This window comes from Paenibacillus sp. J31P13 (genome assembly GCF_056269295.1).
In genome coordinates this window covers 1-25,841 of the sequence record NZ_JBWDNR010000020.1, presented here as the reverse complement: position 1 = coordinate 25,841, position 25,841 = coordinate 1, and the positions used below count along the sequence as shown (strand labels likewise).

Here is a 25,841-nt window from a genome sequence, read left to right as displayed (position 1 = left end):
TAATCGGTCGAGGGCTTATCCTAAAAATGGTTTGCTGTGACCCATACATCCAGCAGACAATAGCTTTAAGGCTTCAGCAGCCTCTATCTTTCATATCCAGTTTTCAGGGCGCAACTTATTTAGAAGCTCCCTAGGAAACGACCCCACTCTAGTGGGCTTATTTTTTTCCATGAGTGACCAACTCAATTCATGAAGTATTCCGCTTTAATGTGGAACTCGCATATCAGTCCTATCATTGATATACTTATAGCATGGCGGTCGTGGCGAAGTGGTTAACGCATCGGTTTGTGGATCCGACACTCGGGGGTTCAATTCCCCTCGATCGCCCCATTTTTTAAATCAAGTTTCTATTATGCGGAAGTGGCTCAGCGGTAGAGCATCGCCTTGCCAAGGCGAGGGTCGCGGGTTCGATTCCCGTCTTCCGCTCCATTAGTTTGGCGCCATAGCCAAGTGGTAAGGCAGAGCTCTGCAAAAGCTCTACCCCTAGTTCGAGTCTAGGTGGCGCCTCCACAATCTTTCTCAATTTCATATGTGCCCTTAGCTCAGCTGGATAGAGCGTTTGACTACGAATCAAAAGGCCAGGAGTTCGAATCTCTTAGGGCACGCCATCTTTACAACATGCCGATGTGGCGGAATGGCAGACGCGCGCGACTCAAAATCGTGAGGGAAACCGTGGAGGTTCGAGTCCTCTCATCGGCATCATATTTTTATAAAAAAGCTCTTAAGATCAAATGATCTTAAGAGCTTTTTTTGTATGTTTTCAATGAGAATGTAAAACAAATATTGTGAAATCAAATAACAATACGCGAACAGATGTTTGCTTTATTGGGGTAATTATGGTATATTTTAGGTAATTAAGATATTAAATATGAAGGAGTGAAAAACGAGTGACAATGCCTAATAATACGTTAAGCAAATTTGGTGAATTCTTGTCATGGATAGCAGATTTGAGTGATCTTGAGAGTAATGATCTATGGCTAAAGCCGATAGCGGAAGGGAAATGGTCAATTAGAGAGATTTTGACTCATATCATGAATTGGGATAAAAATAGTCTAGAAATGATGGTTCCTAATATGATCGAAGGAGCTAGCCTTTTTTTCGTAGATATCGAAAATCATAATAAGGAAGCAACTGTTTTAGCAAAGCAGTACAGCAGCTTAGACCTGCTTATCAATGATGTCGTGAAAACAAGACAACAATTACTTGAACGATTAGAGGAGCGATATGATGACTCCATAGCCTTTGAAATTGATAATAGTAAGTATACATATAAGAAATTCGTCAATGTGTTCATTCATCATGATGAGCATCATATGGAACAAATGGAACAGTTTATTAAGCAGCAGATCGTTGCTTAATAATCTTCACTGCTATGTTAAAGCACCAATAAATGAATGCATCTATTGTCTATAAAGAAACATAATAAAAAACGAGTAGATGGCATAAGGCGATCTACTCGTTTTTTTTCGATATGGCTGCTAAGAAAATATCTATTTCGTAGTATTAGGCAAGAAAGACTGTAGTTTTGCTTTTTAGACCATGAGCTTCATTTCTAAGCAGCTCAGAAGAAGCTGAAATCTCCTGCATGACCGCTGTCTGATCCTGGGCAGCACTCGATATACGAGAGCCTCCATCGGAGATAGCAGCTGCGGTACCAGCTATGTTTTTTGCCTTTTCAAAAGTGCTGTTAATTTGTTCGGTCTGGGTTGTAATATGATTTACAATGCTCTGCAAAGCCATCGCGGTTTCGTTTACGGAAGACGTGACTTGATCAAGCACAAGCTTAGCCTTCTCACCAGTTGCTGTTTCATTACGGATAAGCTGAACCTGCTTATCGGTTTCATTGACTACCGTCAACGCTTGCTCTTGCATTTGTCCAACCAGCTGATTGATATGATCGCCTGCAGCCGCGCTATCGGTTGCTAGCTTACGGATATGTTGGGCGACAACGGCGAAGCCTTGGCCATGCTCGCCTGCATGGGCAGCTTCGATGGAAGCATTTAGTGCAAGCAAATGAGTCTGATCCGCTATTTGACTGACAAGCTGAGAGATTTGGCTTATTTCAGTGGCTTGCAGCTCGAGATTGCGAACGATATCCAGTGTCTTCTCACTTGTCATAGATATATGAAGCATACCATCAACAAGCGTACGAAGTTGTACGGCATTGTCTGAGATCGTATCAACCATAGTCTCAGCTATTCCGATTGCACGCTCTGCTTCATTATTAATATCATGGGCTTTCTCCGCCGTTTGTTCAGCGGTAAGCAGCATCGTTTGTGCAGATTCTGCTTGCATGGCTGCATCGTTTGCCATGTTCTCAATGGTCAAAGCAATCGTCTCAATTTGATCGGTGGCTTGTCCAATGGCAGAGCCTAAAATGTTTGCGCTGCGATCTGTAACGGCTACGCTGTCTGTCACATCAGTAATCATTTGCCGCAGATTACTAAGCATTTTCTCAAAGGATTGGTGCAGCTTTCCAATTTCATCATTAGAGCGATAAATAGGAATGGTACTATTTAAGTTTCCAGAAGCTACAACATCAACAACTGTTGTCAGACGAAGCAGCGGTCTTATAATAAATTGGGCTGCTAGCCATCCGAGAACGCAAGTCCATAAAACACCTAAACCAAGCACACCTGCTACATAAATCCATTCTGTCATGTTTGGAGCTAAGATGGACTTTAATTGGAAAATGAAAAAAGCGCTGGTGCTGTAGGTAGCGGTAGATACGATCAGGATGCCTAGCACAAGCTTGCGTACTAAACCAAATTTCATGTTTAATCCCCCTGTAAGTTACAATAAGCACATTTTATTATCAAGTATAGTTAATATTTGTATATGCGACTGTGATAAATATCACAATTTACTGTAATTAGAATAAGTATAGGCTGGGATTTTGATCCTGCAGGCTAATGGGATACAATTGAATACGATAGCCATTTAGCATCAAGGCTAATCGAAACTATGCAAATGAAAGGGGACATGACCATGTCTAACCTATCTGGACCACTTAAACCGCAATTAAATCAAGATTATATCGTTACTCTATTAGCAGATTTACTGAACACACCAAGTCCTAGCGGATATTGTATGGATATTATGAAATATATAGAGGCTGAAACGATAAGACTTGGCTATCCTCTGGAAATAACACCAAAAGGCAATGGGATTATTACCATTCCAGGAAGTATGAGCGAAAAAGTAATTGGAATCTCTGCTCATCTGGATACGCTGGGAGCTATGGTTCGTTCGATCAAACCGAACGGCATGATTCGCTTTACGCCAATTGGGGGATATGCGATGCATACAGTAGAAGGGGAATACTGTACGATTCATACACGGGACGGCCTTAAATATGAAGGAACTGTTTTATCTACGAAGACGTCTGTTCATGTGTACCCTGAAGCTCGCGATTGGAAGCGTGAAGAAGAGAACATGGAAATACGTATTGACGAGTTGGTGAAAACGAAGGAAGATGTCGAGAAGCTTGGCATTGGTGTCGGTGATTTCATATCTTGGGAGCCCCGTACACGCATCTTGCCAAACGGTTGGATTAAATCACGGCATCTGGATGATAAAGCGAGTGTAGCCGCATTGTTCGGCTTCATGGAATGGTTAAAGCGTGAGGGCAAGTCTCCCGTACATACGATTAAGCTGGTTCTATCTACTTATGAAGAAGTAGGACACGGAGGCTCGTATATCCCTTCAGATATTTCGGAATTCATTGCGGTAGATATGGGAGCGCTTGGCGATGATCTATCTGCGACGGAGCGAGATGTGTCTATATGCGCCAAAGATTCCACGGGGCCGTATGATTACAATATGACTTCCAAATTAATTGAACTAGCCAAACGTGAAATATTGCCTCATGCGGTAGATATTTATCCTTTTTACGGCTCTGATGCTTCAGCGGCGTTAAGAGGCGGCAACAACATTCGTGCAGCTCTAATCGGGCCAGGAGTTCATGCTTCACACGGAATGGAACGGACGCATATAGATGCGATCGTGAATACAGCAGCATTGCTTCTTGCTTATGTGATGGAAACCTAAGGCGTAGAGGAAAGGACGTGGGAGGAACTGGTATTCAAGCTGAGGAGAAAAATGAATCTTTTTTGGTTGATCGTTCTGGTTCTTATAGGAGGAAGTTGGATTTGTAACTTCTCGTACTACAGCAGCATGCAGCTAACGAAGCCTTTATTTCTAAAACACCATATTACGATTGAAGGTAACCATGCGAATTTCTTTGAGCTGACTTACTTGGAGAATAAGCGTACATCCAAAAAAGTTACAGGTGTTCAAATTGAAGAGTTGCCGGCGCTGCGATTTGAATTATATGAGAGTAATCGCTATACCCATCAAACGTTAAAAAGAGCGAGCACAACGTGGGATCCGATAAGTGTTGCCCCGAATAACGCGGAGTCTCTCTCCATTACCGACATTATGGTGTACTACAATGAAGGACCGCCAGAGAAGATTCCAATCGGTGAAATTAAGATAGAATGGAAAAACGAAGACAGCGCAGCGGATAGTGAGGGGTTATTGGATTTCATGTCTAGCGGCGGCTCCTCAGACGGAACAGGAAGCGCTGGGGTTACGCTTAACCAAGCTGCTTTGTTAGAGAAAATTGATTATAGCTATAGTGACGAGCTTCAGTCGTGGTTTGAACTTCAAATTTCTGGTAAGCCGATTGATACGTTGTCCTATCCGATAAAGCTTTCCAAAGGGGAGCATCTAGCATTTACGTATCAATGGTCAATTCCTGTTACGGAAGAAGCAGCATTTCAAGTGTATAAGGGTCAAATTCTGCTTACTTTCCGGACGGAAGACGGACAATTGGTTGAAGAAACCCTACCAATTAACTTCAATCTTTACTTAAGTGAAGGTCAATTGAAACAATTGGTACGATCAGGAGGTAATGACAAATGAATCATTCCACCTATCGTGCTTTAAGGCGTCTCGGCTGGGGATTGGTCTTAATTATGATCGATATTCATATTCTATACATCGATATTTTACCGGATTTTATAGGTTATATAATGGCAGCGACAGCCCTGCATCAGATGGGGACCTTGCATAAGGTATTTATGAAGTCAAAATGGTTAGCAATTGCTATGATATTCTTATCCTTACCTGGTTTAGTTATGGGCTCAAATGTATCTATTTCAGATTTAGCATCTCTTTCAATGGGTAAGCATCTGTACACTGGAGCATTACTGATGATCCATATGCTGATGGTCTATTGGATTTTTAATGGTCTTTATTCCTTGACGAGAGAGGCTAAGGGGGATTCTCGACTGCTGGATTCTATCCACATTCGTCGAAATTTATATATGGCGCTTCATTTGATCCAGTTATTTTTCTATCCGTTTTTGTTGAATATAGAAGACAGCTGGTATCTTCTCTTATTTGTATGTTCAATTCTATCCTTTATTATGGAGTTTTTATTCCTTCGATTACCGTTCCGCATCTCAAAAACAATAAGCCGAACCCGTTAACGGATCGGCTTATTGTTTTTAGTTTTTTTATGATTGCGAAAGCATTAAAAGAATTCATATCCATGAGGAGGAAGAACATGCTTTATCATTTTAGCGAAGAGCCGGCTATAGAGAGATTTGTACCTCAGCATAAGCAAAATCAAGGGGATATGCCGCCTGTCGTTTGGGCGATTGATGAGGAACATGCCGTAAACTACCATTTTCCAAGAGATTGTCCAAGAGTTATTTTCTCAAAATCGGATAACATGACTGAAGAGGATAGGGAACGGTTTTTCTCAAATACAATAGCCAATACGATTATTGTGGTAGAGACCGGCTGGGCTGAGCGCATCCAAAACACGACCATTTATAAATACTCTTTTGAGGATGAAGGATTTACTTTACTAGATAATATTGCGGGTTACTATGTTTCATTGGATACGATTACGCCAGTGAGTGTAGAACCGGTGTGCAACTTGATAAATAAGCTAATAAACAGAGGAATCGAGCTGCGATTTACTCCCAATTTGTATCCGATAAGAGATGCAATCCTTTCATCAAGTGTGGATGATTTCTCAATTATTAGATTTAAAAATGCAGTGAAATAATAGGATATTGTTTCCTCTTCACTCTTATTCCAGTAGAATATAGGCAATGAAAAAAGCAACAGGAGGTAGTGACATGGATCTTAATAAATCAAATGATAGACCAGTAAACGAGGTGGAAGAGCAGGAGCAACTGTTGAAGGATATACCACCAGTGGCTGCAGGAGCGGCAGCACCGCAACGATCATTTTTGAATGATATGAATGCTTCGGTAAAGGGAGTAGATAAAAACGTTATTTTGCGCTTGTTGAAAAATCCGCTAGAGAGCTTGAATTTGAATGCAAACAAGGATTTGGTTTACGGCGCACTTGGTATTGCTGCTGCAATTATTGGATTTCTTATTTGGGCTTTATTTGTAGGCAACCGGATTGAGAGCACGATCATGCGTGCTTTTGGCTTTGGAGGCATTTCAAGCTTTATGGATCTTTTGGATAAGAGAAGTGCAATTAGCGCCGCTATATTTGGGAAAATGATCTTGATTGCTATTCTCTCCAGTGCCTCGTTACTGGGAGCAATTTGGGCAATCGGTTATTGGAAAGGCGGACAAAAACAGTCGATTCGATCTTTAATTACTCATATCGGAGCGATGCAATACATATCGGGGGCAGGATTTATTATATCAGGTATTTTGGCTCTAATGAGCTTTAAGCTGTCTATTTTCGTGTTATTGATGGCATTGCTGTCTACGCTTGTTTTAGCGATTACAGGAGCTATGGAGTTGTATCAAATCGCGAAAGAACGTCGTTCATTATATATTATTACTACCATATCTGCATATCTTCTGTTGTTCATGCTGCTGGCAGGCATTGTTCTCTAAGAATAAGCAATCGCTTTTCTTCCATACCCCTAGTGTGATATGGTTTAGGAGTATTCAACAGCAAACCAAAATGACAAATAAGCATAGAAATGAAGTGTTAGGATGAGTAAAGGAAGAGTATGGAATAAGGGCAAGCGTAATGGCGGCGGCGGGCCTCCAGTCAGTAAAAGCAAAGACATGAAGGGCAGCACACCTTCTCCGGTGCAAGCCTTGCCAACGGACGGAAACGGTGGAGTTAAAAATGAACGAATAACGACGGTTAAACGTATGAATCGTGAAAATTGGGTTACGAGACCAGCTAGGGTTGCCCCGGCAAATTCCACTCATGATGGAAGTCCAACAAGCGATAAAACGAAATAATAAGAACTGGATGTATCGAACGTAATGGTGTCGATTATCCTGAAATAGGGTTAAAAGAACAGGGGCTCTCTTTTTAAAGAGGCCCCTGTTTTTTTATGTTCCTGTTCCTTATGAAACAGTAATTTTTCCGACCATGTTTTTGTGGCCGCTGCCGCATTGAATGGAACATTCATAATCATAAGTACCAGCTTTGTCTACTGTAAAAGTAGCTGTTTCGCCGTTTTTAATATCCACTTTCAAGCCTGGAATGGCAAGACCGTGATTGCCTTGCTCGTTCTTCAATGTCAGCTTAACGGTATCGCCTACGTTCAGCTTAATATCAGGCTGATCAAACTCGAAATTTTTTGCGGTTAACGTGATTTCCTTTTCCTTCGTTCCACCGGCATTTGTTCCGCCAGTATTTGAAGTAGGACTTGATGTTGCAGTGCCGCTGTTGCCGTTGTTGGCAGTATTATTATTCTTACCGCATGCACTTAACGTCAATACGAAGGCAAGAGCCGTTATCGTTAAGACGAGGTACAATTTTCTATTCATGCTGTATTCCCTCCTATGCCAAAAATGTGCAGTGGCGGCTATGCCGCTTGTCATTTTTTAAGGTGCCCGATTTTACCATCTTTTAAACGTATTAACGAAGTTCTTTGATCCAAAGTATTATTCATTTTCTCCATTCCAAGAGGATGCTGTTTCCAGTATTTTTAGGAAAGAATATTTATCTTAAATTAGGAGTGTGCTGGAATTGAATGATTTTTTTCAAAGCGATATTATTTTAGAAAATGATTATGTTAAACTGGTGCCATTTAATGAGTGTTATGAAGAGGGTTTGAGAAAAATCATATTTGATGAGGAAATTACAGAGTATACAGGAGATCATTATCGAGATGAAGAGGATTTGAAAAATTATATCCAAAGAACCCTGACCAGCCGAGCTGAGGGGGGCTCCTATCCTTTTATCGTAATTGATAAAGCTTCCAATCAAGTAGCGGGTTCGACACGTTTGGGAAATATCGTTTTTCACAGTAAGAGATTGGAAATAGGCTGGACGTGGTATGGTGAGGCTTTTAGAGGAACGTATGTCAATAAGGCTGTTAAATTTGAGTTATTGCGCTACGCGATGGAGGAAATGGGCTTTAATCGTGTGCAATTCAGTGTAGATGCAGCGAACATAAGATCACAGAAGGCTGTACTTAAGCTAGGAGCTAAGCAGGAAGGGATTTTTAGATGCAATTATGTAAATGCGAGCGGAGAGTGTAGAGATGATGTGTATTACAGCATTATCAAATCGGAATGGCAGAATCTCAAAAGAACGGTGTTTAGTGATTTTCTTTAGGAGAGTGTCTAAAGAGCCAAGAGTTAACGGGCAAAGCAACGCTTCTTGATAAGATAGAGCATCTTTTCAAGAAGCGCTGCTTACCCACTTTCCAACGTTCGAGGATCGAATAATCAGCTTTACACACTACTCTAAAATAAATTGAGCGGTTACTGGATTGTGGTCACTATGCTCATATTGCAGTTCGCTGCCGTGTACGGCTGCCACTTTAATGTTTGGTGAAACCAAGAAACCATCAATGACAGCTTCGAAATTGATGCCCTTCGTATAGGCGATATCCACCGTACGAACAGAAGCTAGACTTTGATCCACTACCCACTGATAACCCTCTGGCGTAAAGTCTGTTGGGAAGGGCTGAAGCCACTCGGGCCAAGACTGTGTCGTAGGAAACTGTTCAGGATTGGTGCCAGGTAGTGCATGATTCCAGTCTCCGCCTATAATAAGATAATTGCCTTTTTCGTTTTCCTTTTTTATATATTTAGATAGATAGTTCAGCTGCTGCTTGCGAATGCTGCCACCCTTATCAAATGCAGATAAATGTAGATTAACGAGCACAAGCTCTTTACCGTTATCAACAGGCAGTCTTGTTTCTATAAAAGCTCGGTCCAAATCAAGCTGCTGGCGTGGCCAGCTCTCTTTGCCTGGCAAATCAAATCTTTTGCTAGATGTGCTTTTAAACGCAGATAGGGTTAATAAACCGCTTTTTACTGAACCCATAGGATCAAAAACTGGAACAGGCACCCACGGTACCTTGTAATTTATAGCGAAGACATGGCTGTATTTCTCCATTCTATCCGCTATAAATGTCGCTTCGTCAATTTTGAAGCTGCGTGAAGAATTTGAATCCACCTCTTGCAGTAAATAGAGGTCTGAATTAGCTTCTTCCATGAAAGCAGTAATTGCCTCCAGATTGATCTCTGTCTGTTTTTTGCTGCTGGAACGGGACATGGTCCCGCCGTCCATAAAGAAATCTTGATTTTGATCGAGTCCAGCATAACCGATATTAAAGGTAGTAACCGTAAAGGCTTCTCCTTGTTTGAGAACGGTTTCACTATTATTGTCGGCGTTCATTGAGAGCGCAACAATTTCAGCAGGCTTATAATCGGCTGCCGTAATGTACAGCAAAAATCCGCCCAAAACGAGTACAGCTGCGATTATAAGAGAACCGATTATTTTCACTATTCTTTTACCCATTTCAGCACCTCCCTCATAATGGTTCAATCCTTATCAATAAGATATTCGTCTTCAAATATAATAAGCAGCATGAGAAAAATAGAGCAGTTAAATTAACCCTTGCGTAGAGATGACGGGTTAGTTTTTTTATGCTTTTTGAATGTACGGCTGAAGTAGTAAATATCGTTGAAGCCTGTTGCGGCGGCAACCTCAGAGACGGTCAAATTGCTGTGACGCAGTAAATAATCAGCCCTGTCCAAGCGAGTAGCTGTTATATATTCAGTAATCGTTCGACCGCTTAATTCTTTGAACAAACGACTAAAATGAAAGCGGCTAAGGTTTGTCATGTCAGCAAGAATATCGACAGATAAATCATTTTGGTAGTATGTTTCGATATGTTGAAAAACGGGCGCGAAGCGTTTAATATTTTTCATTCGCTCAGCGTACTCGTCTTGAGTGAGCACGGTGGCTACATGGCCGCGCAATAATAGGGTAAGCAAGCGGTAAAGCTCAGACTTGATGGCGAGCTCGAAACCAAACTCACGGTGCTCCAGCTCATTCACAATTGCAAGCATGCAAGAGGCAGCTTGCGTATCGCCGCTAATATGATTTCGAAGCAATAATCTGCTTTGAATCAGCGGTGTAATAAACTTCGTTTCAGCTGCATCGACCAACTGGCTATGAAGAAGCGAGATATCAGCGATGAGCGCATAGTAGAACAAATTTGAAGACAAGCTGATGCCATAATGAAGCTCGTTGCTATTGATTGCGACTAAATCGCCCGCTGAAGCCGTTATAGTCGTAGATCCGCATTCAATAGAGGCTTCGCCGGATACAAAATATAAAAATTCAATATGCTCATGGAAGTGATGAGGAAAGACAAGTTTTCCTACCTGATCAGCATAGTTTCGGTGAACTTTTATCGGAAAATGAGGGTCAGGCATATCCATCGGCTCACGTAATGCTTCGAATTTCTCCATTTAACCGACACCTCTCCTTTGGATAGCACAAAAGTACAAACAAATCGCACGAGTTTGCATGGAATTACGCACTCAAATCATTATAATACGAAAGTGTATAGGTAGAAAACCTTAATATGCCAAAGGAGAGATTAGTAATGAAGCCGGTACAGATTGCAGTTATAGGAACAGGCTCTATTTCATCATTTCATCTAGCGTCTTATAAGAAAAATCCAGATGTGAATATTTATGCTGTATGTGATCTTAATGAGGAACGTGCACAGCAGGCAGCTGAAAAATATGGTGCTGAAAAAGTATTCACTGATTACCGTGAGCTTCTTGCCGATCCCGTTATAGAGGCAGTTAGCATATGTACTTGGAATAACACTCATGCTGAGATAAGCATTGCCGCCCTCGATGCAGGTAAGCATGTACTCGTAGAGAAGCCTCTCTGCCGAACAGTTGAGGAAGCGCTTCAAGTTCAAGAAGCGGTTGAGCGTTCAGGCAAGCTGCTTCAAGTAGGCTTTGTTCGTCGTTATGACAGCAACGCGCAGCTGCTTCGTTCGATGGCAGATCGCGGTGAATTCGGAGATTTGTATTTTGCCAAAGCATCTATGATCAGACGCCTTGGAAATCCGGGCGGTTGGTTCTCAGATATTGAACGCTCAGGCGGCGGGCCGCTAATTGATATCGGTGTGCACGCCATCGACTTGTGCTGGTATATGATGGGTCGTCCGAAGGCTGTTTCGGTCAGCGCAAATACGTACCGTAAACTTGGCAATCGCTCTAATGTGAAAAACTTGTCATTCTACCAAGCAGCAGATTATGATGCCAACAAAAACACAGTAGAAGATATGGCGAACGCGCTGATCCGCTTTGAGAATGGAGCATCTCTGCTTGTAGATGTAAGCTTCACGCTTCATGCCAAATCCAATGAAGGCTTTGTTAAGATTTACGGTGACAAAGGCGGATTCGAAATCGATCCGGAGACGGTCATTGTAACAGAGCAAAATGACACCATTCTCAACGTTTATCCTCAAACGGATAATAAAGGGTTTGATTTGGATGGCGCTTTTCAGAACGAAATCAATCATTTCATCACAAGCGTATCGAACGGCACGCAGCCGATCAGCCCCGTTGCAGACGGCGTAGAGATGATGAAAATTTTGTGCGCAATCTATGAGTCAGCAGAAAAAGGAGCTGAAGTTCGTATATGAAACTAGGAATTAGCACATACAGCTTGTATCAAGCTATGAACGCCGGCGAAATGACTATTCAAGATGTCATCATCTATATTGCATCCATTGGTGCAGAGCATGCGGAGATCGTTCCGCTTGGATTTAACCTAACAGAAAACCCAGAGCTGATTGAGGTCATTCGAAATCAAGCGAAAGAAAGCGGAATTGAGCTTTCCAACTATGCAGTAGGTGCGAATTTCTCCGATTTGAATGACGAGCAGTTCGAGCAGGAAATTGAGCGCTTGAAGCGTGAGGTTGATATTGCGGCAGCGCTAGGCGTGAAGAAAATGCGTCATGATGTCGCATCATCGCAAGACCTATCCATTACCCACTTTCTTTCGGAGCTGCCGCGTCTGGCAAAGGCTTGTCAAGCTATTGCTGACTATGCGCTTCCGCTTGGCATTACAACAAGTGTAGAAAATCACGGCTACTATATCCAAGCCAGCGATCGTGTGCAAGCGCTTGTAAATCTGGTTGATCGTCCAAACTTCAAGACAACGCTTGATGTAGGGAATTTCCTATGCGTTGACGAAAACCCGGTTGCAGCGGTAGCGAACAATGTTAAATTAGCATCTATGGTACATGTTAAGGACTTCTATTATCGTTCTTCGAAAAGCAATCCAGGCGATGGCTGGTTCAATACATCCAATGGCAATCGGCTTCGCGGCTCAATCGTAGGTCATGGGGACATTGATATCCCACAAGCATTAAGCAAAGTAAAAGAGAGCGGCTACGATGGCTATATTTCCATTGAATTTGAAGGTATGGAAGAGTGTCGCAAAGGAACGAAGCTTGGTTTTGACTTTGTAAAACGCGTGTGGAACGAACTATAATCGAAGGAGCGTGAAAGAAGTTGACGAACCCTATTATTACAAACAAAATTGGTGTTATTGTTGATAGCTTTCAGCTTGGCGTTAAGGAAGGCTTGCTAAAAGCGAAAAAAGTTGGCGCTGACGGCGTACAAATGTATGCGGTAAAAGGTGAGCTTGATCCTGCAAACCTCTCGCCAGCTGCGAGAAAAGAGTGGAAAGCATATATTGAATCGCTAGGACTTGATATCTCAGCTCTGGTTGGAGATTTGGGAGGCCATGGCTTTCAGGATCCTGCAGAAAACCGCGCTAAAATTGAAAAATCCAAGCGTATTATGGAACTGGGCTTAGAGCTCGGAACGAATATCATCACGACACATATCGGCATCGTGCCGGCGGATAAGAATGGCCGCGTCTATGAGACCATGCACAATGCTTGTGAGGAACTGGCTCAATATGCAAACGATATGAAAGCATTTTTTGCAATCGAGACAGGACCTGAAACTTCAGCACATTTGAAAAGTTTCCTAGATGGTCTCGGTACAAAAGGTGTTGCTGTTAACTTCGACCCTGCTAATATGGTTATGGTTACTGGCGATGACCCTGTTCAAGGTGTTTATACGCTAAAGGATTATATCGTGCATACGCATGCTAAGGACGGAATCAAGCTTAGTGATGTTGATCCGCGCGATGTTTATGGCGATTATGGCTATGAGGTTGAGCTTAATCACGAGGATATTGCTAAGATGGCTGAATCAGGCCCAGGATTCCGTGAAGTTCCACTTGGTGAAGGAAGTATTGATTGGGCTGCTTATCTTCGTGCCCTGCAAGAAATCGGATACAACGGCTATCTGACAATCGAGCGTGAAGTAGGCACGAATCCAGAAGGCGATATTAGCAAAGCTGTTGAGTTCCTAAAAGCATATAAAGCATAGGATAGCATTCCTATTATTAAATTTTATAAATCAATTCGGTGTAAGGGTATAGGAATAAAGAGTATTTAAAGCTATAATGGTTTTAAGTGGTTCAGGCGACAACCGTATTCGCTTGGTGTATGATAATCCAAGAGGATGAGGGACCAGATGTTTTCTGAAGCCCGGCCGACAAAAAACGATTAAGGAGTACTCCAAATGACTAAAACGCTTATTTTCGGGCACAAAAACCCGGACACCGACACCATTACATCAGCTATTGCTTATGCAGAGCTCAAAACAAAGCTAGGTGCAGACGTAGAAGCGATCCGCCTAGGTGATGTAAACGGCGAAACACAATATGCTTTGGACTATTTTGGCATTTCAGCTCCGCGTCTTATTGAAAACGTTGCTGACGAGACCGATACGGTCATTTTGGTTGATCACAACGAGCGTCAACAAAGCGCAAACGATATCGATCAAGTACGCGTATTAGAGGTTATCGATCATCACCGTATTGCTAACTTTGAGACAAGTCACCCGGTATACTTCCGCGCTGAGCCTGTTGGCTGTACAGCGACGATTTTGAATAAATTGTATAAAGAGAATGGCGTACCGATTCGTAAAGAAATTGCGGGTCTTATGTTGTCTGCAATTATCTCAGATTCTTTGCTTTTCAAATCCCCAACTTGCACGGAGCAAGATGTGGCTGCGGCTCGTGAACTTGCAGAAATCGCTGGCGTAAACGCAGACAGCTATGGATTGGATATGCTTAAAGCAGGAGCAGATCTTAGCGACAAAACGATCGCACAATTGATCACTCTTGATGCGAAGGAATTCGCAATGGGCAGCTATAAAGTAGAAATCGCGCAAGTTAACGCGGTAGATACGAATGATGTGCTTTCTCGTCAAGCGGAGCTTGAAGCTGCGCTTAATGACAAAATTGCAACGAAGGGTCTTGACCTGTTCGTCCTTGTTGTAACAGACATCTTGAACAATGATTCCGTTGCTCTTGCACTCGGCGCGCAAGCTCATGCTGTTGAGAAAGCTTACAACGTGACTTTGACCGACAACAAAGCAGTACTGAAGGGCGTTGTATCACGTAAATCGCAAATCGTACCTGTGTTGACTGAAACGCTTAGCAATCTGTAAAAGCGTAGAGGAAAAGCAGAAATTCACGAAAGACAGTCCGAAACTTGGCTATCAAGTTTCGAACTGTCTTTTATTTTGTTAGAATGACAAAGAAGGAGTGGATAACATGTTTACAGTTACCGAATATAGCGCGGAGCTCATGAAGGATCCGTTTGGCATTTTGACAGGGGAGAGGTATGAATTCTTGCTCGATCTGGATGTTCCGGAGGATGACGAGCTTCACCATGAGGATGGCGTGTCGCTTAGGGTCATTTATGTAATCGAGGGTGCGGACGCACGTATGGCGAAGTATGAATTTTTAACGACCTCAACTAACGCTTATATTGATTTTGAGCTGGAAGAGGATGAAGAGAAGATGGTGCTTGCATTTTGCAAGGAACATTTCCAACCATCTAGCGAATAAAATGTAAAATAATAATTAATATCAATAAACCACCTTCCAATTTCATGGAAATATGATAATATATTTAGTTGTCATGAAAAATTTGTAAAATGAGCCGATGGATCATGACGATTAATGAGCAATTATCTATTACTGGGGGTTTATTGATGAGATTTTCACGATTAATTGTAAGCTTTTTAACTGTTTTTATGTTTTTATCTTCGACAGCTTTTGCAGAGGAAGCCATTCCTGAAGAGGTTTCTCCAGAAGTGAATTGGGTAGAGGGTGGCGGTACCGTTCAGGTAGGAGAGATCTCTTCACTGAAGCTGGATAAATCTCTGCTTTATTTGGATAAGAAGGATACCGCTACTATTCAGGAATACATAGGCAATCAATCGTATGATACGGATATCGGCAGTGTATTTCCAGTAGACGAAACACAAAATTGGTTTGTTGTGTTCGAATATGTGGAATCTGGCCATATTTCGGATAAAGAGAAAGACAAGATCGATGCAAAAGCACTGCTTAAGAGCTATAAGGAAGGCACCGAAGAAGCAAATAAGGATCGTGCAGAAGAAGATCGCCTTTATGTTGAGGGATGGCATACGGAGCCGTATTACAATGAAGCTAACCGTACGTTGATTTGGGCACTCAATGCCAAGGACAGCTATGGTGAGACAATCATTAACTATAACGTTCGGATGCTGACACGAGAAGGTTATGTATCGTCATTGCTTGTGACAGATCCAGCGAAACTGGATGAGGATGTCCAAACGCTTCAAACGCTTATTTTGCCCAACTATACCATTAATGATGGTCAGCTTTATTCCAATTATGATTCTTCGACCGATAAAAAATCGGAGTTCGGTTTGACAGGTCTTATTTTGGGCGGTGCCGGACTAGTCGCAGCCAAGAAGGCCGGCTTGCTTGTTGCAGGTCTCGTGCTGCTCAAAAAGTTCTGGATTGTATTGATCGCTATTCCAGCAGCACTATGGTCGTGGTTTAAACGTCGTCGTGAGGCGGCGGCAGCAGCACGGAAAGCAGCATTAGAAGGACCGAATGGAGATTTATCATAACGGAGAGGTTGAAGGAGCTAATTGACCATGGAAAGCGGAATCAAGAAGAAGCTTACTGAAGGTGAATTATCGACTATAGCAGAAGCAGCATTTGGGCTATCGACAACAGTCATTCAGGAATTAACGGATGGATGGGCGAACGCTGCCTATTCCATTACGCTTGAGGATGGCCGCTCCTTTATTGTCAAAGCCGCTCCTCTCTCAGCTACGAAGATGATGACCTATGAGCATAATATGATGTATGCAGAGGTCTCTGCGATGCGATCAGTGAAGGAAGCGGGATCGATACCGGTTCCGCGCATCTACACGTATGATACATCGAGGTCTATTGTGGAATGCGAATATTTTATCATGGAGAAGCTTCAGGGACAGCCTTACAACAAGGTGAAGGACAGCATGTCCACCGAGCAGAAAAATGAGATTGAGTTTGCGCTAGGCAAGTATAACCGATTAATTAATGAGATTCGTGGTGAGAGCTTTGGTTATTATTCCGCACCAGGCGAGCTTGGGCATACTTGGAAGAAGACGTTTCATCGCATGCTTCTGGATGTAATAGGGGATGCCGAGAGTGAGAATTTGGTGCTTCCCGCCTCTTACGAGACGATTCGCCATGAAATCTCGCTTCGCTTAGATGCTCTTGATGAAGTGACCGAGCCGCGGCTGGTCCACTGGGACTTATGGGACGGCAACATTTTTGTAAATGATGGAGCGATCAACGGGCTTATCGATTTTGAGCGCGCGATATGGGGAGATCCGTTGCTGGAGGTTTACTTCAGTCATTTTAATCATTCGCAGTCCTATCTTGAGGGTTATGGAATGACCGAGCTAACACCTTCGCAGCGTGAAAGAAGAGCGCTATATGATCTTTATTTGGATCTCATACTTTTTATCGAATGCAGCTATCGTCATTATACGGATGAGAATCATATCAATTGGTCCCGAGATAATTTGAAGCAGGGCTGGGCTCGTTTTTTGGAAGGGAATAGCTAGCACTTATCCAATAAATAAGATGAACAAAACCTCGTTGAAGCTGAACGGGGTTTTTCTTTGTGTCTTGGTATTACGATCCTTTGTTATTTGTCTTCAAGGCGCCGCATAAAATGCAAAAACAGCTATTTTTTGCAAGGCATGAGGAAAGGAGCAGATGATGAACAGGGCACAGAGGGATATTGAGCTGGCAGAGCAGTATGGCGCCCATAATTATCATCCGCTTCCCATTGTAATCAGCCGTGCGGAGGGCGTGTGGGTCGATAATTCGGAGGGCGTGCGTTACATGGATATGTTAAGCGCCTATTCATCATTGAATCAGGGACATCGTCATCCGCGCATTATAGAAGCCTTGAAGGAGCAAGCGGATAAGGTGACGGTTACATCACGAGCCTTTCATAATGAAATGCTGGGTGTCTTTTGTGAGAGGCTGGCAGCTTATACGGGGAAAGAACGTATTCTCCCTATGAATACGGGAGCAGAAGCGGTAGAAACGGCTATTAAGGCGATTAGGCGATGGGCTTACACCGTTAAAAATATACCGGATGAAAGGGCAGAAATAATTGTTTTTGAAGGGAATTTTCACGGACGGACACTGACAGTTACTTCCTTTTCCTCAAGTGCGGCTTATCGGCGCGGCTTTGGTCCCTTTACGCCTGGCTTTCGAATTATACCCTATGGGGATATTGATGCCTTAGAAGGGGCTATAACGCCTCATACGGCCGCCGTCCTTATGGAACCGATCCAAGGTGAAGCGGGAATTATTATTCCACCAGACGGGTTTCTCGAAGAAACGGCGCGGCTGTGCCGGGAGCATGGCCTATTGTTTGCTGCAGATGAAATTCAAACCGGCTTCGGGCGTACGGGAAAACGCTTCGCATGCGACTGGGAAACGGTTATTCCTGACATTTACATTATGGGCAAAGCGCTTGGAGGCGGCGTCATGCCTGTGTCGGCCATTGCGGCTGATTCTGATATTATGGATGTCTTTGAACCTGGCTCTCATGGTTCAACTTTTGGCGGTAATCCACTAAGCTGCGCAGTAGCCATTGCAGCATTAGAAGTTATTCAGAAGGAGCAGCTAGCAGAGCGTTCAGAAGCGCTTGGCACTTATTTTATGAAAAAACTAGCGGGGCTTAGCCATCCAGATATCGTAGAAATGAGAGGGCGAGGCTTATTTATTGCGATTGAACTGTCTGTTCCGGCAAGAGGCTATTGCGAGAAGCTGATGGAGCTCGGATTATTGTGCAAGGAAACGCATGATCATGTCATTCGATTAGCGCCGCCTCTTATTATTACGGAAGCGGAGATTGATTGGGCTTACGAGCGGCTTGAAGCTGTTTTTGGAATAAAGCAGCAGTAGGAGGCTGACAGCGATGAGTCAACAGCATGTTGTTATTGTTCGTGTTCCTTTTGGCAAAGGGGCAGGCAGCGGAGGAGCAGAGGATGGACCGGCAAGTATGATGGATGCAGCTGGGTTGCCAGATAAACTGAAGGAGCTAAGAATCCCATTCAGCGTAGTGGATGAGGTACGTGCTTCTCACCAGCCCCCTCTTCTATTGATGGAGAACGCGAAGCATTTGGCAGAGGTATCAGACGTATGCGAACAGCTTGGAGAGCGTGTGTCAGGCATTGTTGCTAAAGGCGAGTTTCCGCTGGTGCTGGGCGGCGATCATAGCATATCAATTGGAACCATTGCAGGGCTCGCTGATCACCATAAGAAACTAGGTGTAATATGGTTTGATGCACATTCCGATCTCAATACGGAGACAACAAGTCCATCAGGCAACATTCATGGCATGTCTCTTGGGATCAGTCTCGGAAGAGGCATTCCAAGCTTAACGGCTCTTAGAGGAATTTCTCCTAAAATAAAACCGGAGCATGTCGCCATTATCGGGGCGAGATCGCTTGATCCAGATGAGAAAGCCTATATTCGATCAATAGGCATGGCCTGTTATACGATGCATGATATTGATCGGCTAGGTATTGCGCAAGTGATGGATAACGTGATCTGGAAACTGCGCGGGACAACTGACGGGGTACATGTCAGCTTTGATATAGATAGTGTGGACCCGAAGGAAGCGCCGGGAACGGGAACGCCGGTGAAGGGCGGCCTTAGCTATCGAGAAGCGCATCTAGCTCTTGAGGTGCTCTATCAATCCGGTCTAGTTACCTCGGCGGAGTTCGTCGAGGTTAATCCGAGCCTCGATCTAAATAATGGAACAGCTAAGCTTGCTGTCGAGCTTATAGGCTCCTTGCTGGGTGAGCAGATTTTGTGAAAATAAAGGAACAGGAGGGATATGACGATGCGTGAGCCATTCCAGAACGAGCCTTTCACTAATTTCTCGATTACCGATAACATCAAAGCTTTTCAAGAAGCGCTCCGTTTAGTAGAGTCCCAGCTCGGTCAGGAGTATAAGCTAAGGATTGGAGCAGATCGAATAGAAACGACGGTCAAACGCAAATCAATCAATCCTTCCGATGTGAAGCAGCTCGTTGGTATCCTATCGCAAGCCGATTCTGAGCAGGCTCATAACGCAATGCTTGCAGCAGCAGCGGCGTTCCAGCAGTGGAAGAGCGTATCTCCCTTCGCGAGATCAAGGGTTCTATATAAAGCAGCTGCTCTGCTGCGAGATCGGAAGCATGAATTTTCAGCTTGGCTTGTATACGAGGCAGGGAAGAGCTGGGCAGAGGCTGATTGTGATACAGCAGAGGCTATTGATTTTCTTGAGTATTACGGGAGAGAAATGGAGCGCTTGGCAGAGAGACAGCCGATCAATACATTAGCTGGTGAGGATAATGAACTGGTATACATTCCGCTCGGCGTAGGTGTTATTATACCGCCATGGAACTTTCCGCTCGCCATTATGGCTGGCATGACAATGGCAGCAGTCGTTGCAGGGAATACGGTAGTGTTAAAGCCTGCAAGTGCGACGGGTGTTATTGCGGCTAAGTTTGTCGAGCTGCTGGAGGAAGCGGGTGTTCCCGATGGTGTCGTCAACTTCTTGCCTGGCACGGGGAGCGAGATCGGTGATTTTTTGGTGGAGCATCCGTTGACACGCTTTATTTGTTTTACCGGATCGCGGGAGGTTGGTCTGCGCATTAACGAGAAGGCAGCATTCACACAGCCGGATCAAAGATGGATTAAGCGTGTTGTAGCCGAGATGGGCGGGAAGGATACGATTATCGTCGATGAAGATGCGGATCTCGATTTGGCTGCCGAAGCGATAACCGCTTCAGCCTTTGGTTATGCGGGTCAGAAATGTTCAGCTTGCTCACGCGCAGTCGTGCATGAGCTTGTCTATGATGAGGTTATCGAGAAGGTTATTGCAAGGACAAAGCTGCTTCGAATAGGAAAGGCGCATGAGCAGCGTACCTATATCGGTCCCGTTATCGACGAGAAAGCTTATATTAGTATTTTAAAATATATCGAGGTTGGGCGTACGGAAGGGGTCATTGTGCATGGCGGCAAAACGGGTGACAGCAGCGGTTATTTCATTGAGCCTACAATCATTAAGGACGTTGCCCCATATGCCAGGATTGCTCAGGAGGAAATTTTCGGCCCGGTGCTAGCATTCATAAAAGCAGCCAACTTCGACGCAGCGCTAGATATTGCAAACAATACGGAATACGGCTTAACCGGCGCTGTCATTTCACGTAATCGAAGCAGACTGGAGCAAGCCCGTGAGCAGTTTCATGTCGGAAACCTTTATTTTAATCGCAAGTGTACCGGTGCACTCGTTGGTGTCCATCCGTTCGGAGGCTTCAATATGTCTGGTACTGATTCGAAAGCAGGCGGGCGAGATTATTTGCTTTTATTTACGCAAGGCAAGGTGATCTCGGAACGTTTCTGATCGAAAGCTTATTTCTCCATTCCTTGTTTATTTCTACGCGATTAAGTGTATTAATGTAGAAAGAATGAGGAGGAGATAGATATGAGCAATATCGTTAAGCTTGAAGCTGCAGCCTTGAAATTTGCCGAGGATAATGCCAAACCGCCCTTTCTGTCTGACCTTGGTCCTGAGAAGGGTCGGGAGACAGTAGATGAGGTGCAATCAAGCCCCATTTCCAAGCCAGCTGTTGATACGGAGGAGCTGACCATTGAGGGAGGACCAAGCGGTCGTGTTTCCATCAAAATCATACGTCCGCAAAATGCTCCCTCCACTCTTCCCGTTATTGTATATATTCATGGAGCGGGATGGGTTTTTGGCAATGCCCATACGCATGATAAGCTTATTCGAGAGCTGGCGGTTGGCGCAGAGGCATGCATCGTGTTTCCAAATTACAGCTTGTCCCCTGAGGCAAAATATCCGACAGCTATCGAAGAAATTTATGCCGTAGTGGAATGGGTGGCAGAGAACGGTCACAAGCTCGGTATGGATAAGGAACGGTTGATGGTAGCAGGAGACAGTGTTGGAGGGAATATGGCGGCAGCCATTACGCTTATGGCTAAGGAACGCGGCGGCCCTGCCATACATAAGCAGCTGTTGTTCTACCCTGTGACGGATGCATCCTTTGATACCGATTCCTATCATCAGTTTGCAGAAGGTTATTTCTTACGGCGAGACGGGATGATGTGGTTTTGGGATCAATATACAAAAGATCCTAATCAACGTGCAGAAATTACAGCTTCACCGCTGCGTGCCTCTCTCGAGCAGCTCTCTGATCTTCCAGCAGCTCTAATCATTACCGGTGAGGCTGATGTGCTGCGTGATGAGGGTGAGGCCTATGCGAACAAGCTCCGCGAGGCTGGAGTGGATGTAACGTCTGTACGTTTCCAGGGGATTATTCATGATTTTGTAATGCTGCACCCATTGGCTGATACCGCGGCGGCACGCGGTGCTATTGCTTTAGCCAACTCATGGTTGCGTAATTAACAGAAGGGAGCTGTCGGAGTTGTTCATTGGCAGCTCTCTTCTTTTTTATAAAAGAAATAATGATGAGAATTTTTATTTGCTATAATAGCTCTATGTGAAGAGAGAAGGTGAATGCATAGTATTATGAATGTACAAGGAAATCAGTATGTGTTATTTGAACATGTGTATAATTACGCACCTATCGGTATTGCATTAGTTTCACTGGAAAGAAAATGGTTAAGTGTTAATCCTGCCGTTTGCAAAATCTTTGGCTATACGCAAGAAGAACTTATGAAGCTTACGGATGAAGACATTACTTATCCCGATGATATTGAGAATAATGATAAGCTGATTCAAGATGTTTTGAACGGCGTTTGTTCATCTTTTAGCGTTGAGAAAAGATACATCCACAAAGATGGCTACATCATTTGGACCACCTTGCATGTATCGCTAGTGCGTGATGAGGCTAGGTCTCCTCTTTATTTTATTACTCAAATTGTAGATATTACGGAAAATAAACTCGCTGAAAGCAAGCTTCAAGAGTCCGTTGAACGATATAGATCACTGAAAAAATACAATCATGACGCTATTATTTCCTTTGATTTGGAAGGCAATATTATTAATGCGAATATAATGGCCGAGCAGCTCACTGGCTATAACATGAAAGAACTGATCGGAGGAAGTCTTTCTATTCTGGTAGGTCTCAACAATCTAAAAAAAATACTTTTGGACTCTGAGCAATTTGCGGAGGTCGAAAGAAGCATAGATCGAATCATACATAAGGATAGGCATACTGTTGAGGTATTGATTACGATAGCCCCAATCATTATTAAATTGCACACTGTGGGTTTCTATTTGATCATTAAAGATATGACGGAACAAAAGAAGCTGCTGATCGACAAGGAAGCAGCAGAAAAAACGAACCAAGCGAAAAGTGAGTTTTTGGCTGTGATGAGTCATGAGATTCGAACACCTATGAACGGCGTAATCGGTATGACCGACATGCTCTTGGATACGGATTTGGATGATGAGCAAAAGGAATATGTTGAAATTATTCGTAAAAGCGGCCAGACACTAATAATGATCATTAATGATATTCTGGACTTCTCCAAAATTGAATCCGGAAAGTCGGAACTACTGGAAGTGCCGTTTAATGTGAGAGAGATTATGGATGATACACTTGATGTTTTATTGGCAAGTGCGATAGAAAATAAAGTAGATGTGACTGCCAACATAAGCCCGGATATCCCGGCGATGATATTTGGTGATTATATGAAATTGAGACAGGTACTCATCAACTTAGTTGGAAATGCTATTAAATTTACTAAAAATGGTGCGGTCACGATATCCGTGGAGCAGCTAATGCAGGAGAAAAATAAGTTGAGACTTCAGTTTACCATCCAAGATACTGGAATCGGCATACCAAAGGATAAGGTTATTCATTTATTTGATCCCTTCTATCAAGTAGCCCATTTCATGGTTCGAAAGGTTGAGGGAACCGGTTTAGGGCTTGCGATTAGTAAAAAGCTTGTTCAGTTAATGGATGGTGATATTTGGTACGAGCATTCAGATGAGGGGGGCGCCACCTTCATATTCAACGTTGGATTTCAGATTGAGGAGCCTTCGACGGATGAAGGTTAGCGTAAAGGACACAAATATACAGCGGCAATCTGAGATTCTGATAAGGAGTCTTAGATTGCCGCTGCTTTATTGAGCAATCTGTTCTAGTTGGGAAAGAATGAATGCGAGGGAGTGCTGTGTTTTGCGCTTTTTGGGTAAAGTTCCTGATGTGGCTATCTTAAGGCGGCATGACTTGCTAGGAACGGGATCATCTCATTATGTATAGCCTCTGGCTGTTCGTGATTGACTCCATGTCCAGCGTTGGGTATTATTTTGTAACGAAAACCGCCTTCATTTAATACGTGTATAAAATCTTTCTTATAATTTAGCTTATAATCACCCATAAGAAAATATAGCTTGCTTCTTATCGCCACAGCTTTCTCTCTATCATACTTTTGAAGCTTATGAACAAACATCGCCTGCTGATTATGATTTTTCATCAGAAGGACAAGGTGATCAGCCAGCTCTGGATGATTCACAAAAACTTGTGAATTTGGCGAGCTTAGCTTTCTCACTATTTTTAGTAGATTTTTGCGAGTAGGGATTAGTAGTTCCGGGAACATCATAAGCAGGGTATTTACCATCGCTTTGACTGGAGTAGTAACCATACCTCCTTCTATACAAACAACCCTGTTGACTCTTTCAGTTTGGTTGGTAGCATAGTTAAATGCCATATAGGCACCATTAGATACACCTGCTATATTAAAAGTATCAATCCTCAATCCATCAGCAATTTGATTGATCCAATCTACCTGTTGAAATGTCAGCTTATTAAAATTCTCGCTTGGAACGCTCTTCCCAGGCCCGCCAATGGTATCAACCGCAATGCAGTAAAAATGTTTGGATAACTCCTTGATGTTCAACACCCACATAACGGCTGAATTATCCCCAACCCCATGAAGCAGAAGTAACGGTGGGTTTGTTTTTAGACCAGTAACGATACAATGAGTGACACCGTATGTCGTTTGAACATCCACCTCTTGAAAGTCAGTTGACCACATCTCAAGAATCTCATTATAGGAATGCAGCACCTGCTCTTTTCCTAATTCACTTTTATAAATTTTCATTAGGGAAGTCTCCTTTTAAATGGATTAGTTCACCTTCTTCATAAACCGCAGAACCATTTCTGTCGATGGAAAGGGGGTCTGATTCGTAGTCTGGACTCTGGTGATACCTAAGCCTTGTATCATTGAAAAGTAAGTAATAGCCAGTAACAATGGATCATCATCAACGATTTCTGAAGCCTGTTGCCCTGCAATAATTATAGGAATCAGATGCTCGAATGGCTTCCTCATCTTTTCTTTAGCTATTTGTTTGGCTTTCTCCGGGATTGCTTCAGAAGTTGCTGTTTGCATCAAGATTAATCTCCAATGCTGCATCGAGATACTATCGGGAGACAGGAAAGCCTCAGTCAGCCAGCTTATTTTCTCAAAGGGAGTTCCGTCCAGTTCCGATGCATATTGAACCGATTGACCTGCTCCTTCCGCCGCGAGATCGACAATTCTGGTGAAAATCTCATCCTTTGATTTGAAGTAAGTATAAACATAGCCTTGGCTGAATCCTGCACTAGCGGCGATATCCTTTATTTTTGCGCCGACAAATCCCTTCTTGGAAAACACCTCAATAGCATGAATAATAATTTGGCGTGTTGCATGATCGGGAGCTAGACTTTCGAAGCCGTCGATAAACTTTTGTTCTAATTGTTTGCTCTGTTTGCTCACAAGCAACCTCCTATTTGAATGAACGTTCATTCAAATTTTACCAATAAAAGGTATAGTTGTAAATGGTATTCTTGAAACGTTGATAATCGGCTTATTATCCAGTAAAAAAAGGGTACCTGTCAGGGTACCCTTGGAGTGATAACGCTGAAACTGAGCTGATACCTAACTCAATGGGGGAAATAGAGCTAGAAACTAGCTCTATTAAGTCTGTTTACGCTGAAACTGGGCTCATAACCACTACAATGGTGGAAATAGAGAGCTAGAAACTAGCTCTAATCTGATGAAAGTAACCAAAATGAGAGAAATAGAGCTAAAAATTAGCTCTATGAAGCCTGTTTACGCTGAAACTGGGTTCATAACCACCGCAATGGTGG

At 43.3% G+C, this 25,841-nt stretch carries 26 protein-coding genes and 5 tRNA genes; 25 read left to right on the top strand and 6 right to left on the bottom strand.

Features of this window, described 5'->3' with window-relative positions:
• Window positions 1-254 precede the first annotated feature (254 nt).
• From AC0YOD_RS28755 to AC0YOD_RS28730, 6 genes are all read left to right on the top strand, one after another.
• A tRNA-His gene (locus AC0YOD_RS28755) sits at window positions 255-330 on the top strand.
• Between the two features lie 24 nt (window positions 331-354).
• A tRNA-Gly gene (locus AC0YOD_RS28750) sits at window positions 355-429 on the top strand.
• Between the two features lie 7 nt (window positions 430-436).
• Window positions 437-510: transfer RNA gene (locus AC0YOD_RS28745), tRNA-Cys, on the top strand.
• 21 nt (window positions 511-531) lie between these two features.
• Window positions 532-608: transfer RNA gene (locus tag AC0YOD_RS28740), tRNA-Arg, on the top strand.
• Between the two features lie 12 nt (window positions 609-620).
• A tRNA-Leu gene (locus AC0YOD_RS28735) sits at window positions 621-699 on the top strand.
• A gap of 194 nt (window positions 700-893) precedes the next feature.
• Entirely contained in the window at window positions 894-1,358 is a 465-nt protein-coding gene (locus AC0YOD_RS28730) for a DinB family protein (protein WP_475802758.1), read from the top strand.
• Window positions 1,359-1,503: 145 nt separating this feature from the next.
• Here AC0YOD_RS28730 and AC0YOD_RS28725 read toward each other — a convergent pair whose 3' ends face one another.
• Window positions 1,504-2,775, bottom strand: a complete 1,272-nt coding sequence (locus AC0YOD_RS28725; protein ID WP_475802757.1) for a methyl-accepting chemotaxis protein — start codon at window positions 2,773-2,775, stop codon at window positions 1,504-1,506.
• Window positions 2,776-2,988: 213 nt separating this feature from the next.
• Here AC0YOD_RS28725 and AC0YOD_RS28720 point away from each other — a divergent pair, with 213 nt between their 5' ends.
• From AC0YOD_RS28720 to AC0YOD_RS28695, 6 genes are all read left to right on the top strand, one after another.
• Window positions 2,989-4,050 (top strand): M42 family metallopeptidase, encoded by a 1,062-nt coding sequence (locus tag AC0YOD_RS28720; RefSeq protein WP_475802756.1) that lies wholly within the window; start codon window positions 2,989-2,991, stop codon window positions 4,048-4,050.
• 51 nt (window positions 4,051-4,101) lie between these two features.
• Window positions 4,102-4,926, top strand: a complete 825-nt coding sequence (locus AC0YOD_RS28715) for a hypothetical protein (RefSeq protein WP_475802755.1) — start codon at window positions 4,102-4,104, stop codon at window positions 4,924-4,926.
• Window positions 4,923-5,495 carry a hypothetical protein gene (locus AC0YOD_RS28710; protein WP_475802754.1) on the top strand — a complete coding sequence of 191 codons (573 nt, stop codon included), beginning with the start codon at window positions 4,923-4,925 and terminating at the stop codon, window positions 5,493-5,495. Before AC0YOD_RS28715 ends, AC0YOD_RS28710 begins: the two co-directional genes overlap by 4 nt.
• A gap of 77 nt (window positions 5,496-5,572) precedes the next feature.
• Window positions 5,573-6,082, top strand: coding sequence for a DUF6886 family protein (locus tag AC0YOD_RS28705; protein ID WP_475802753.1), 510 nt, complete (start codon window positions 5,573-5,575; stop codon window positions 6,080-6,082).
• Window positions 6,083-6,155: 73 nt separating this feature from the next.
• A complete protein-coding gene (locus AC0YOD_RS28700) occupies window positions 6,156-6,896 on the top strand; it encodes a hypothetical protein (protein ID WP_475802752.1) in 741 nt (246 codons plus the stop codon).
• Window positions 6,897-6,998: 102 nt separating this feature from the next.
• Window positions 6,999-7,256, top strand: a complete 258-nt coding sequence (locus AC0YOD_RS28695) for a hypothetical protein (protein ID WP_475802751.1) — start codon at window positions 6,999-7,001, stop codon at window positions 7,254-7,256.
• Between the two features lie 108 nt (window positions 7,257-7,364).
• Here AC0YOD_RS28695 and AC0YOD_RS28690 read toward each other — a convergent pair whose 3' ends face one another.
• Window positions 7,365-7,790 carry a cupredoxin domain-containing protein gene (locus AC0YOD_RS28690; protein ID WP_475802750.1) on the bottom strand — a complete coding sequence of 142 codons (426 nt, stop codon included), beginning with the start codon at window positions 7,788-7,790 and terminating at the stop codon, window positions 7,365-7,367.
• 202 nt (window positions 7,791-7,992) lie between these two features.
• On the opposite strand from AC0YOD_RS28690, the gene AC0YOD_RS28685 reads away from it, so the two are divergent.
• Window positions 7,993-8,583, top strand: coding sequence for a GNAT family N-acetyltransferase (locus AC0YOD_RS28685; RefSeq protein WP_475802749.1), 591 nt, complete (start codon window positions 7,993-7,995; stop codon window positions 8,581-8,583).
• Between the two features lie 126 nt (window positions 8,584-8,709).
• On the opposite strand, the gene AC0YOD_RS28680 is transcribed toward AC0YOD_RS28685, so the two are convergent.
• Both AC0YOD_RS28680 and AC0YOD_RS28675 read right to left on the bottom strand, forming a co-directional pair.
• Window positions 8,710-9,777, bottom strand: a complete 1,068-nt coding sequence (locus AC0YOD_RS28680) for an endonuclease/exonuclease/phosphatase family protein (protein WP_475802748.1) — start codon at window positions 9,775-9,777, stop codon at window positions 8,710-8,712.
• A gap of 92 nt (window positions 9,778-9,869) precedes the next feature.
• The gene (locus AC0YOD_RS28675; protein ID WP_475802747.1) at window positions 9,870-10,736 is read right to left on the bottom strand and encodes a helix-turn-helix transcriptional regulator; all 867 of its coding nucleotides are present in this window, start codon (window positions 10,734-10,736) and stop codon (window positions 9,870-9,872) included.
• A 137-nt stretch (window positions 10,737-10,873) separates the two neighbouring features.
• On the opposite strand from AC0YOD_RS28675, the gene AC0YOD_RS28670 reads away from it, so the two are divergent.
• The 12 genes from AC0YOD_RS28670 (at window position 10,874) to AC0YOD_RS28615 (ending at window position 23,767) form a co-directional block, all read left to right on the top strand.
• The gene (locus tag AC0YOD_RS28670) at window positions 10,874-11,932 is read left to right on the top strand and encodes a Gfo/Idh/MocA family protein (RefSeq protein WP_475802746.1); all 1,059 of its coding nucleotides are present in this window, start codon (window positions 10,874-10,876) and stop codon (window positions 11,930-11,932) included.
• Window positions 11,929-12,786 (top strand): sugar phosphate isomerase/epimerase family protein, encoded by an 858-nt coding sequence (locus AC0YOD_RS28665; protein ID WP_475802745.1) that lies wholly within the window; start codon window positions 11,929-11,931, stop codon window positions 12,784-12,786. Before AC0YOD_RS28670 ends, AC0YOD_RS28665 begins: the two co-directional genes overlap by 4 nt.
• 20 nt (window positions 12,787-12,806) lie before the next feature.
• Window positions 12,807-13,697, top strand: coding sequence for a sugar phosphate isomerase/epimerase family protein (locus tag AC0YOD_RS28660; protein WP_475802744.1), 891 nt, complete (start codon window positions 12,807-12,809; stop codon window positions 13,695-13,697).
• Between the two features lie 195 nt (window positions 13,698-13,892).
• The gene (locus tag AC0YOD_RS28655) at window positions 13,893-14,825 is read left to right on the top strand and encodes a manganese-dependent inorganic pyrophosphatase (RefSeq protein WP_475802743.1); all 933 of its coding nucleotides are present in this window, start codon (window positions 13,893-13,895) and stop codon (window positions 14,823-14,825) included.
• 106 nt (window positions 14,826-14,931) lie between these two features.
• The gene (locus tag AC0YOD_RS28650; protein WP_475802742.1) at window positions 14,932-15,228 is read left to right on the top strand and encodes a DUF6509 family protein; all 297 of its coding nucleotides are present in this window, start codon (window positions 14,932-14,934) and stop codon (window positions 15,226-15,228) included.
• A gap of 146 nt (window positions 15,229-15,374) precedes the next feature.
• The gene (locus AC0YOD_RS28645) at window positions 15,375-16,283 is read left to right on the top strand and encodes a DUF2167 domain-containing protein (RefSeq protein WP_475802741.1); all 909 of its coding nucleotides are present in this window, start codon (window positions 15,375-15,377) and stop codon (window positions 16,281-16,283) included.
• 27 nt (window positions 16,284-16,310) lie between these two features.
• Window positions 16,311-17,273 (top strand): phosphotransferase family protein, encoded by a 963-nt coding sequence (locus AC0YOD_RS28640; protein WP_475802740.1) that lies wholly within the window; start codon window positions 16,311-16,313, stop codon window positions 17,271-17,273.
• A gap of 157 nt (window positions 17,274-17,430) precedes the next feature.
• Window positions 17,431-18,633, top strand: a complete 1,203-nt coding sequence (locus AC0YOD_RS28635) for an ornithine--oxo-acid transaminase (RefSeq protein WP_475802739.1) — start codon at window positions 17,431-17,433, stop codon at window positions 18,631-18,633.
• 13 nt (window positions 18,634-18,646) lie between these two features.
• Window positions 18,647-19,549, top strand: coding sequence for an arginase (gene rocF, locus AC0YOD_RS28630; protein WP_475802738.1), 903 nt, complete (start codon window positions 18,647-18,649; stop codon window positions 19,547-19,549).
• 27 nt (window positions 19,550-19,576) lie between these two features.
• Complete coding sequence (pruA, locus tag AC0YOD_RS28625; protein WP_475802737.1) at window positions 19,577-21,124, top strand: L-glutamate gamma-semialdehyde dehydrogenase; 1,548 nt, start codon at window positions 19,577-19,579, stop codon at window positions 21,122-21,124.
• An 81-nt stretch (window positions 21,125-21,205) separates the two neighbouring features.
• The gene (locus tag AC0YOD_RS28620) at window positions 21,206-22,147 is read left to right on the top strand and encodes an alpha/beta hydrolase (RefSeq protein ID WP_475802736.1); all 942 of its coding nucleotides are present in this window, start codon (window positions 21,206-21,208) and stop codon (window positions 22,145-22,147) included.
• Between the two features lie 111 nt (window positions 22,148-22,258).
• Complete coding sequence (locus tag AC0YOD_RS28615; RefSeq protein ID WP_475802735.1) at window positions 22,259-23,767, top strand: PAS domain S-box protein; 1,509 nt, start codon at window positions 22,259-22,261, stop codon at window positions 23,765-23,767.
• 152 nt (window positions 23,768-23,919) lie between these two features.
• Here the strand turns inward: AC0YOD_RS28615 and AC0YOD_RS28610 are convergent, their stop codons facing one another.
• Together AC0YOD_RS28610 and AC0YOD_RS28605 are read right to left on the bottom strand one after the other, a co-directional pair.
• Window positions 23,920-24,813 carry an alpha/beta fold hydrolase gene (locus AC0YOD_RS28610; RefSeq protein ID WP_475802734.1) on the bottom strand — a complete coding sequence of 298 codons (894 nt, stop codon included), beginning with the start codon at window positions 24,811-24,813 and terminating at the stop codon, window positions 23,920-23,922.
• A gap of 24 nt (window positions 24,814-24,837) precedes the next feature.
• The gene (locus tag AC0YOD_RS28605) at window positions 24,838-25,467 is read right to left on the bottom strand and encodes a TetR/AcrR family transcriptional regulator (RefSeq protein ID WP_475802733.1); all 630 of its coding nucleotides are present in this window, start codon (window positions 25,465-25,467) and stop codon (window positions 24,838-24,840) included.
• Between the last annotated feature and the right edge of the window lie 374 nt (window positions 25,468-25,841).

What these genes read in the sequence shown, in the direction of transcription:
- AC0YOD_RS28715 (WP_475802755.1), top strand. Translation starts at nt 4,102, where the DNA reads ATGAATCTTTTTTGGTTGATCGTTCTGGTTCTTATAGGAGGAAGTTGG.
- AC0YOD_RS28620 (WP_475802736.1), top strand. Translation starts at nt 21,206, where the DNA reads ATGAGCAATATCGTTAAGCTTGAAGCTGCAGCCTTGAAATTTGCCGAG.
- AC0YOD_RS28675 (WP_475802747.1), bottom strand. Translation starts at nt 10,736, where the DNA reads ATGGAGAAATTCGAAGCATTACGTGAGCCGATGGATATGCCTGACCCT.
- AC0YOD_RS28710 (WP_475802754.1), top strand. Translation starts at nt 4,923, where the DNA reads ATGAATCATTCCACCTATCGTGCTTTAAGGCGTCTCGGCTGGGGATTG.
- AC0YOD_RS28730 (WP_475802758.1), top strand. Translation starts at nt 894, where the DNA reads ATGCCTAATAATACGTTAAGCAAATTTGGTGAATTCTTGTCATGGATA.
- AC0YOD_RS28700 (WP_475802752.1), top strand. Translation starts at nt 6,156, where the DNA reads ATGGATCTTAATAAATCAAATGATAGACCAGTAAACGAGGTGGAAGAG.
- AC0YOD_RS28720 (WP_475802756.1), top strand. Translation starts at nt 2,989, where the DNA reads ATGTCTAACCTATCTGGACCACTTAAACCGCAATTAAATCAAGATTAT.
- pruA (WP_475802737.1), top strand. Translation starts at nt 19,577, where the DNA reads ATGCGTGAGCCATTCCAGAACGAGCCTTTCACTAATTTCTCGATTACC.
- AC0YOD_RS28635 (WP_475802739.1), top strand. Translation starts at nt 17,431, where the DNA reads ATGAACAGGGCACAGAGGGATATTGAGCTGGCAGAGCAGTATGGCGCC.
- AC0YOD_RS28695 (WP_475802751.1), top strand. Translation starts at nt 6,999, where the DNA reads ATGAGTAAAGGAAGAGTATGGAATAAGGGCAAGCGTAATGGCGGCGGC.
- AC0YOD_RS28640 (WP_475802740.1), top strand. Translation starts at nt 16,311, where the DNA reads ATGGAAAGCGGAATCAAGAAGAAGCTTACTGAAGGTGAATTATCGACT.
- AC0YOD_RS28610 (WP_475802734.1), bottom strand. Translation starts at nt 24,813, where the DNA reads ATGAAAATTTATAAAAGTGAATTAGGAAAAGAGCAGGTGCTGCATTCC.
- AC0YOD_RS28615 (WP_475802735.1), top strand. Translation starts at nt 22,259, where the DNA reads ATGCATAGTATTATGAATGTACAAGGAAATCAGTATGTGTTATTTGAA.
- AC0YOD_RS28650 (WP_475802742.1), top strand. Translation starts at nt 14,932, where the DNA reads ATGTTTACAGTTACCGAATATAGCGCGGAGCTCATGAAGGATCCGTTT.
- AC0YOD_RS28725 (WP_475802757.1), bottom strand. Translation starts at nt 2,775, where the DNA reads ATGAAATTTGGTTTAGTACGCAAGCTTGTGCTAGGCATCCTGATCGTA.
- AC0YOD_RS28665 (WP_475802745.1), top strand. Translation starts at nt 11,929, where the DNA reads ATGAAACTAGGAATTAGCACATACAGCTTGTATCAAGCTATGAACGCC.
- AC0YOD_RS28645 (WP_475802741.1), top strand. Translation starts at nt 15,375, where the DNA reads ATGAGATTTTCACGATTAATTGTAAGCTTTTTAACTGTTTTTATGTTT.
- AC0YOD_RS28655 (WP_475802743.1), top strand. Translation starts at nt 13,893, where the DNA reads ATGACTAAAACGCTTATTTTCGGGCACAAAAACCCGGACACCGACACC.
- AC0YOD_RS28680 (WP_475802748.1), bottom strand. Translation starts at nt 9,777, where the DNA reads ATGGGTAAAAGAATAGTGAAAATAATCGGTTCTCTTATAATCGCAGCT.
- AC0YOD_RS28670 (WP_475802746.1), top strand. Translation starts at nt 10,874, where the DNA reads ATGAAGCCGGTACAGATTGCAGTTATAGGAACAGGCTCTATTTCATCA.
- AC0YOD_RS28690 (WP_475802750.1), bottom strand. Translation starts at nt 7,790, where the DNA reads ATGAATAGAAAATTGTACCTCGTCTTAACGATAACGGCTCTTGCCTTC.
- AC0YOD_RS28705 (WP_475802753.1), top strand. Translation starts at nt 5,573, where the DNA reads ATGCTTTATCATTTTAGCGAAGAGCCGGCTATAGAGAGATTTGTACCT.
- rocF (WP_475802738.1), top strand. Translation starts at nt 18,647, where the DNA reads ATGAGTCAACAGCATGTTGTTATTGTTCGTGTTCCTTTTGGCAAAGGG.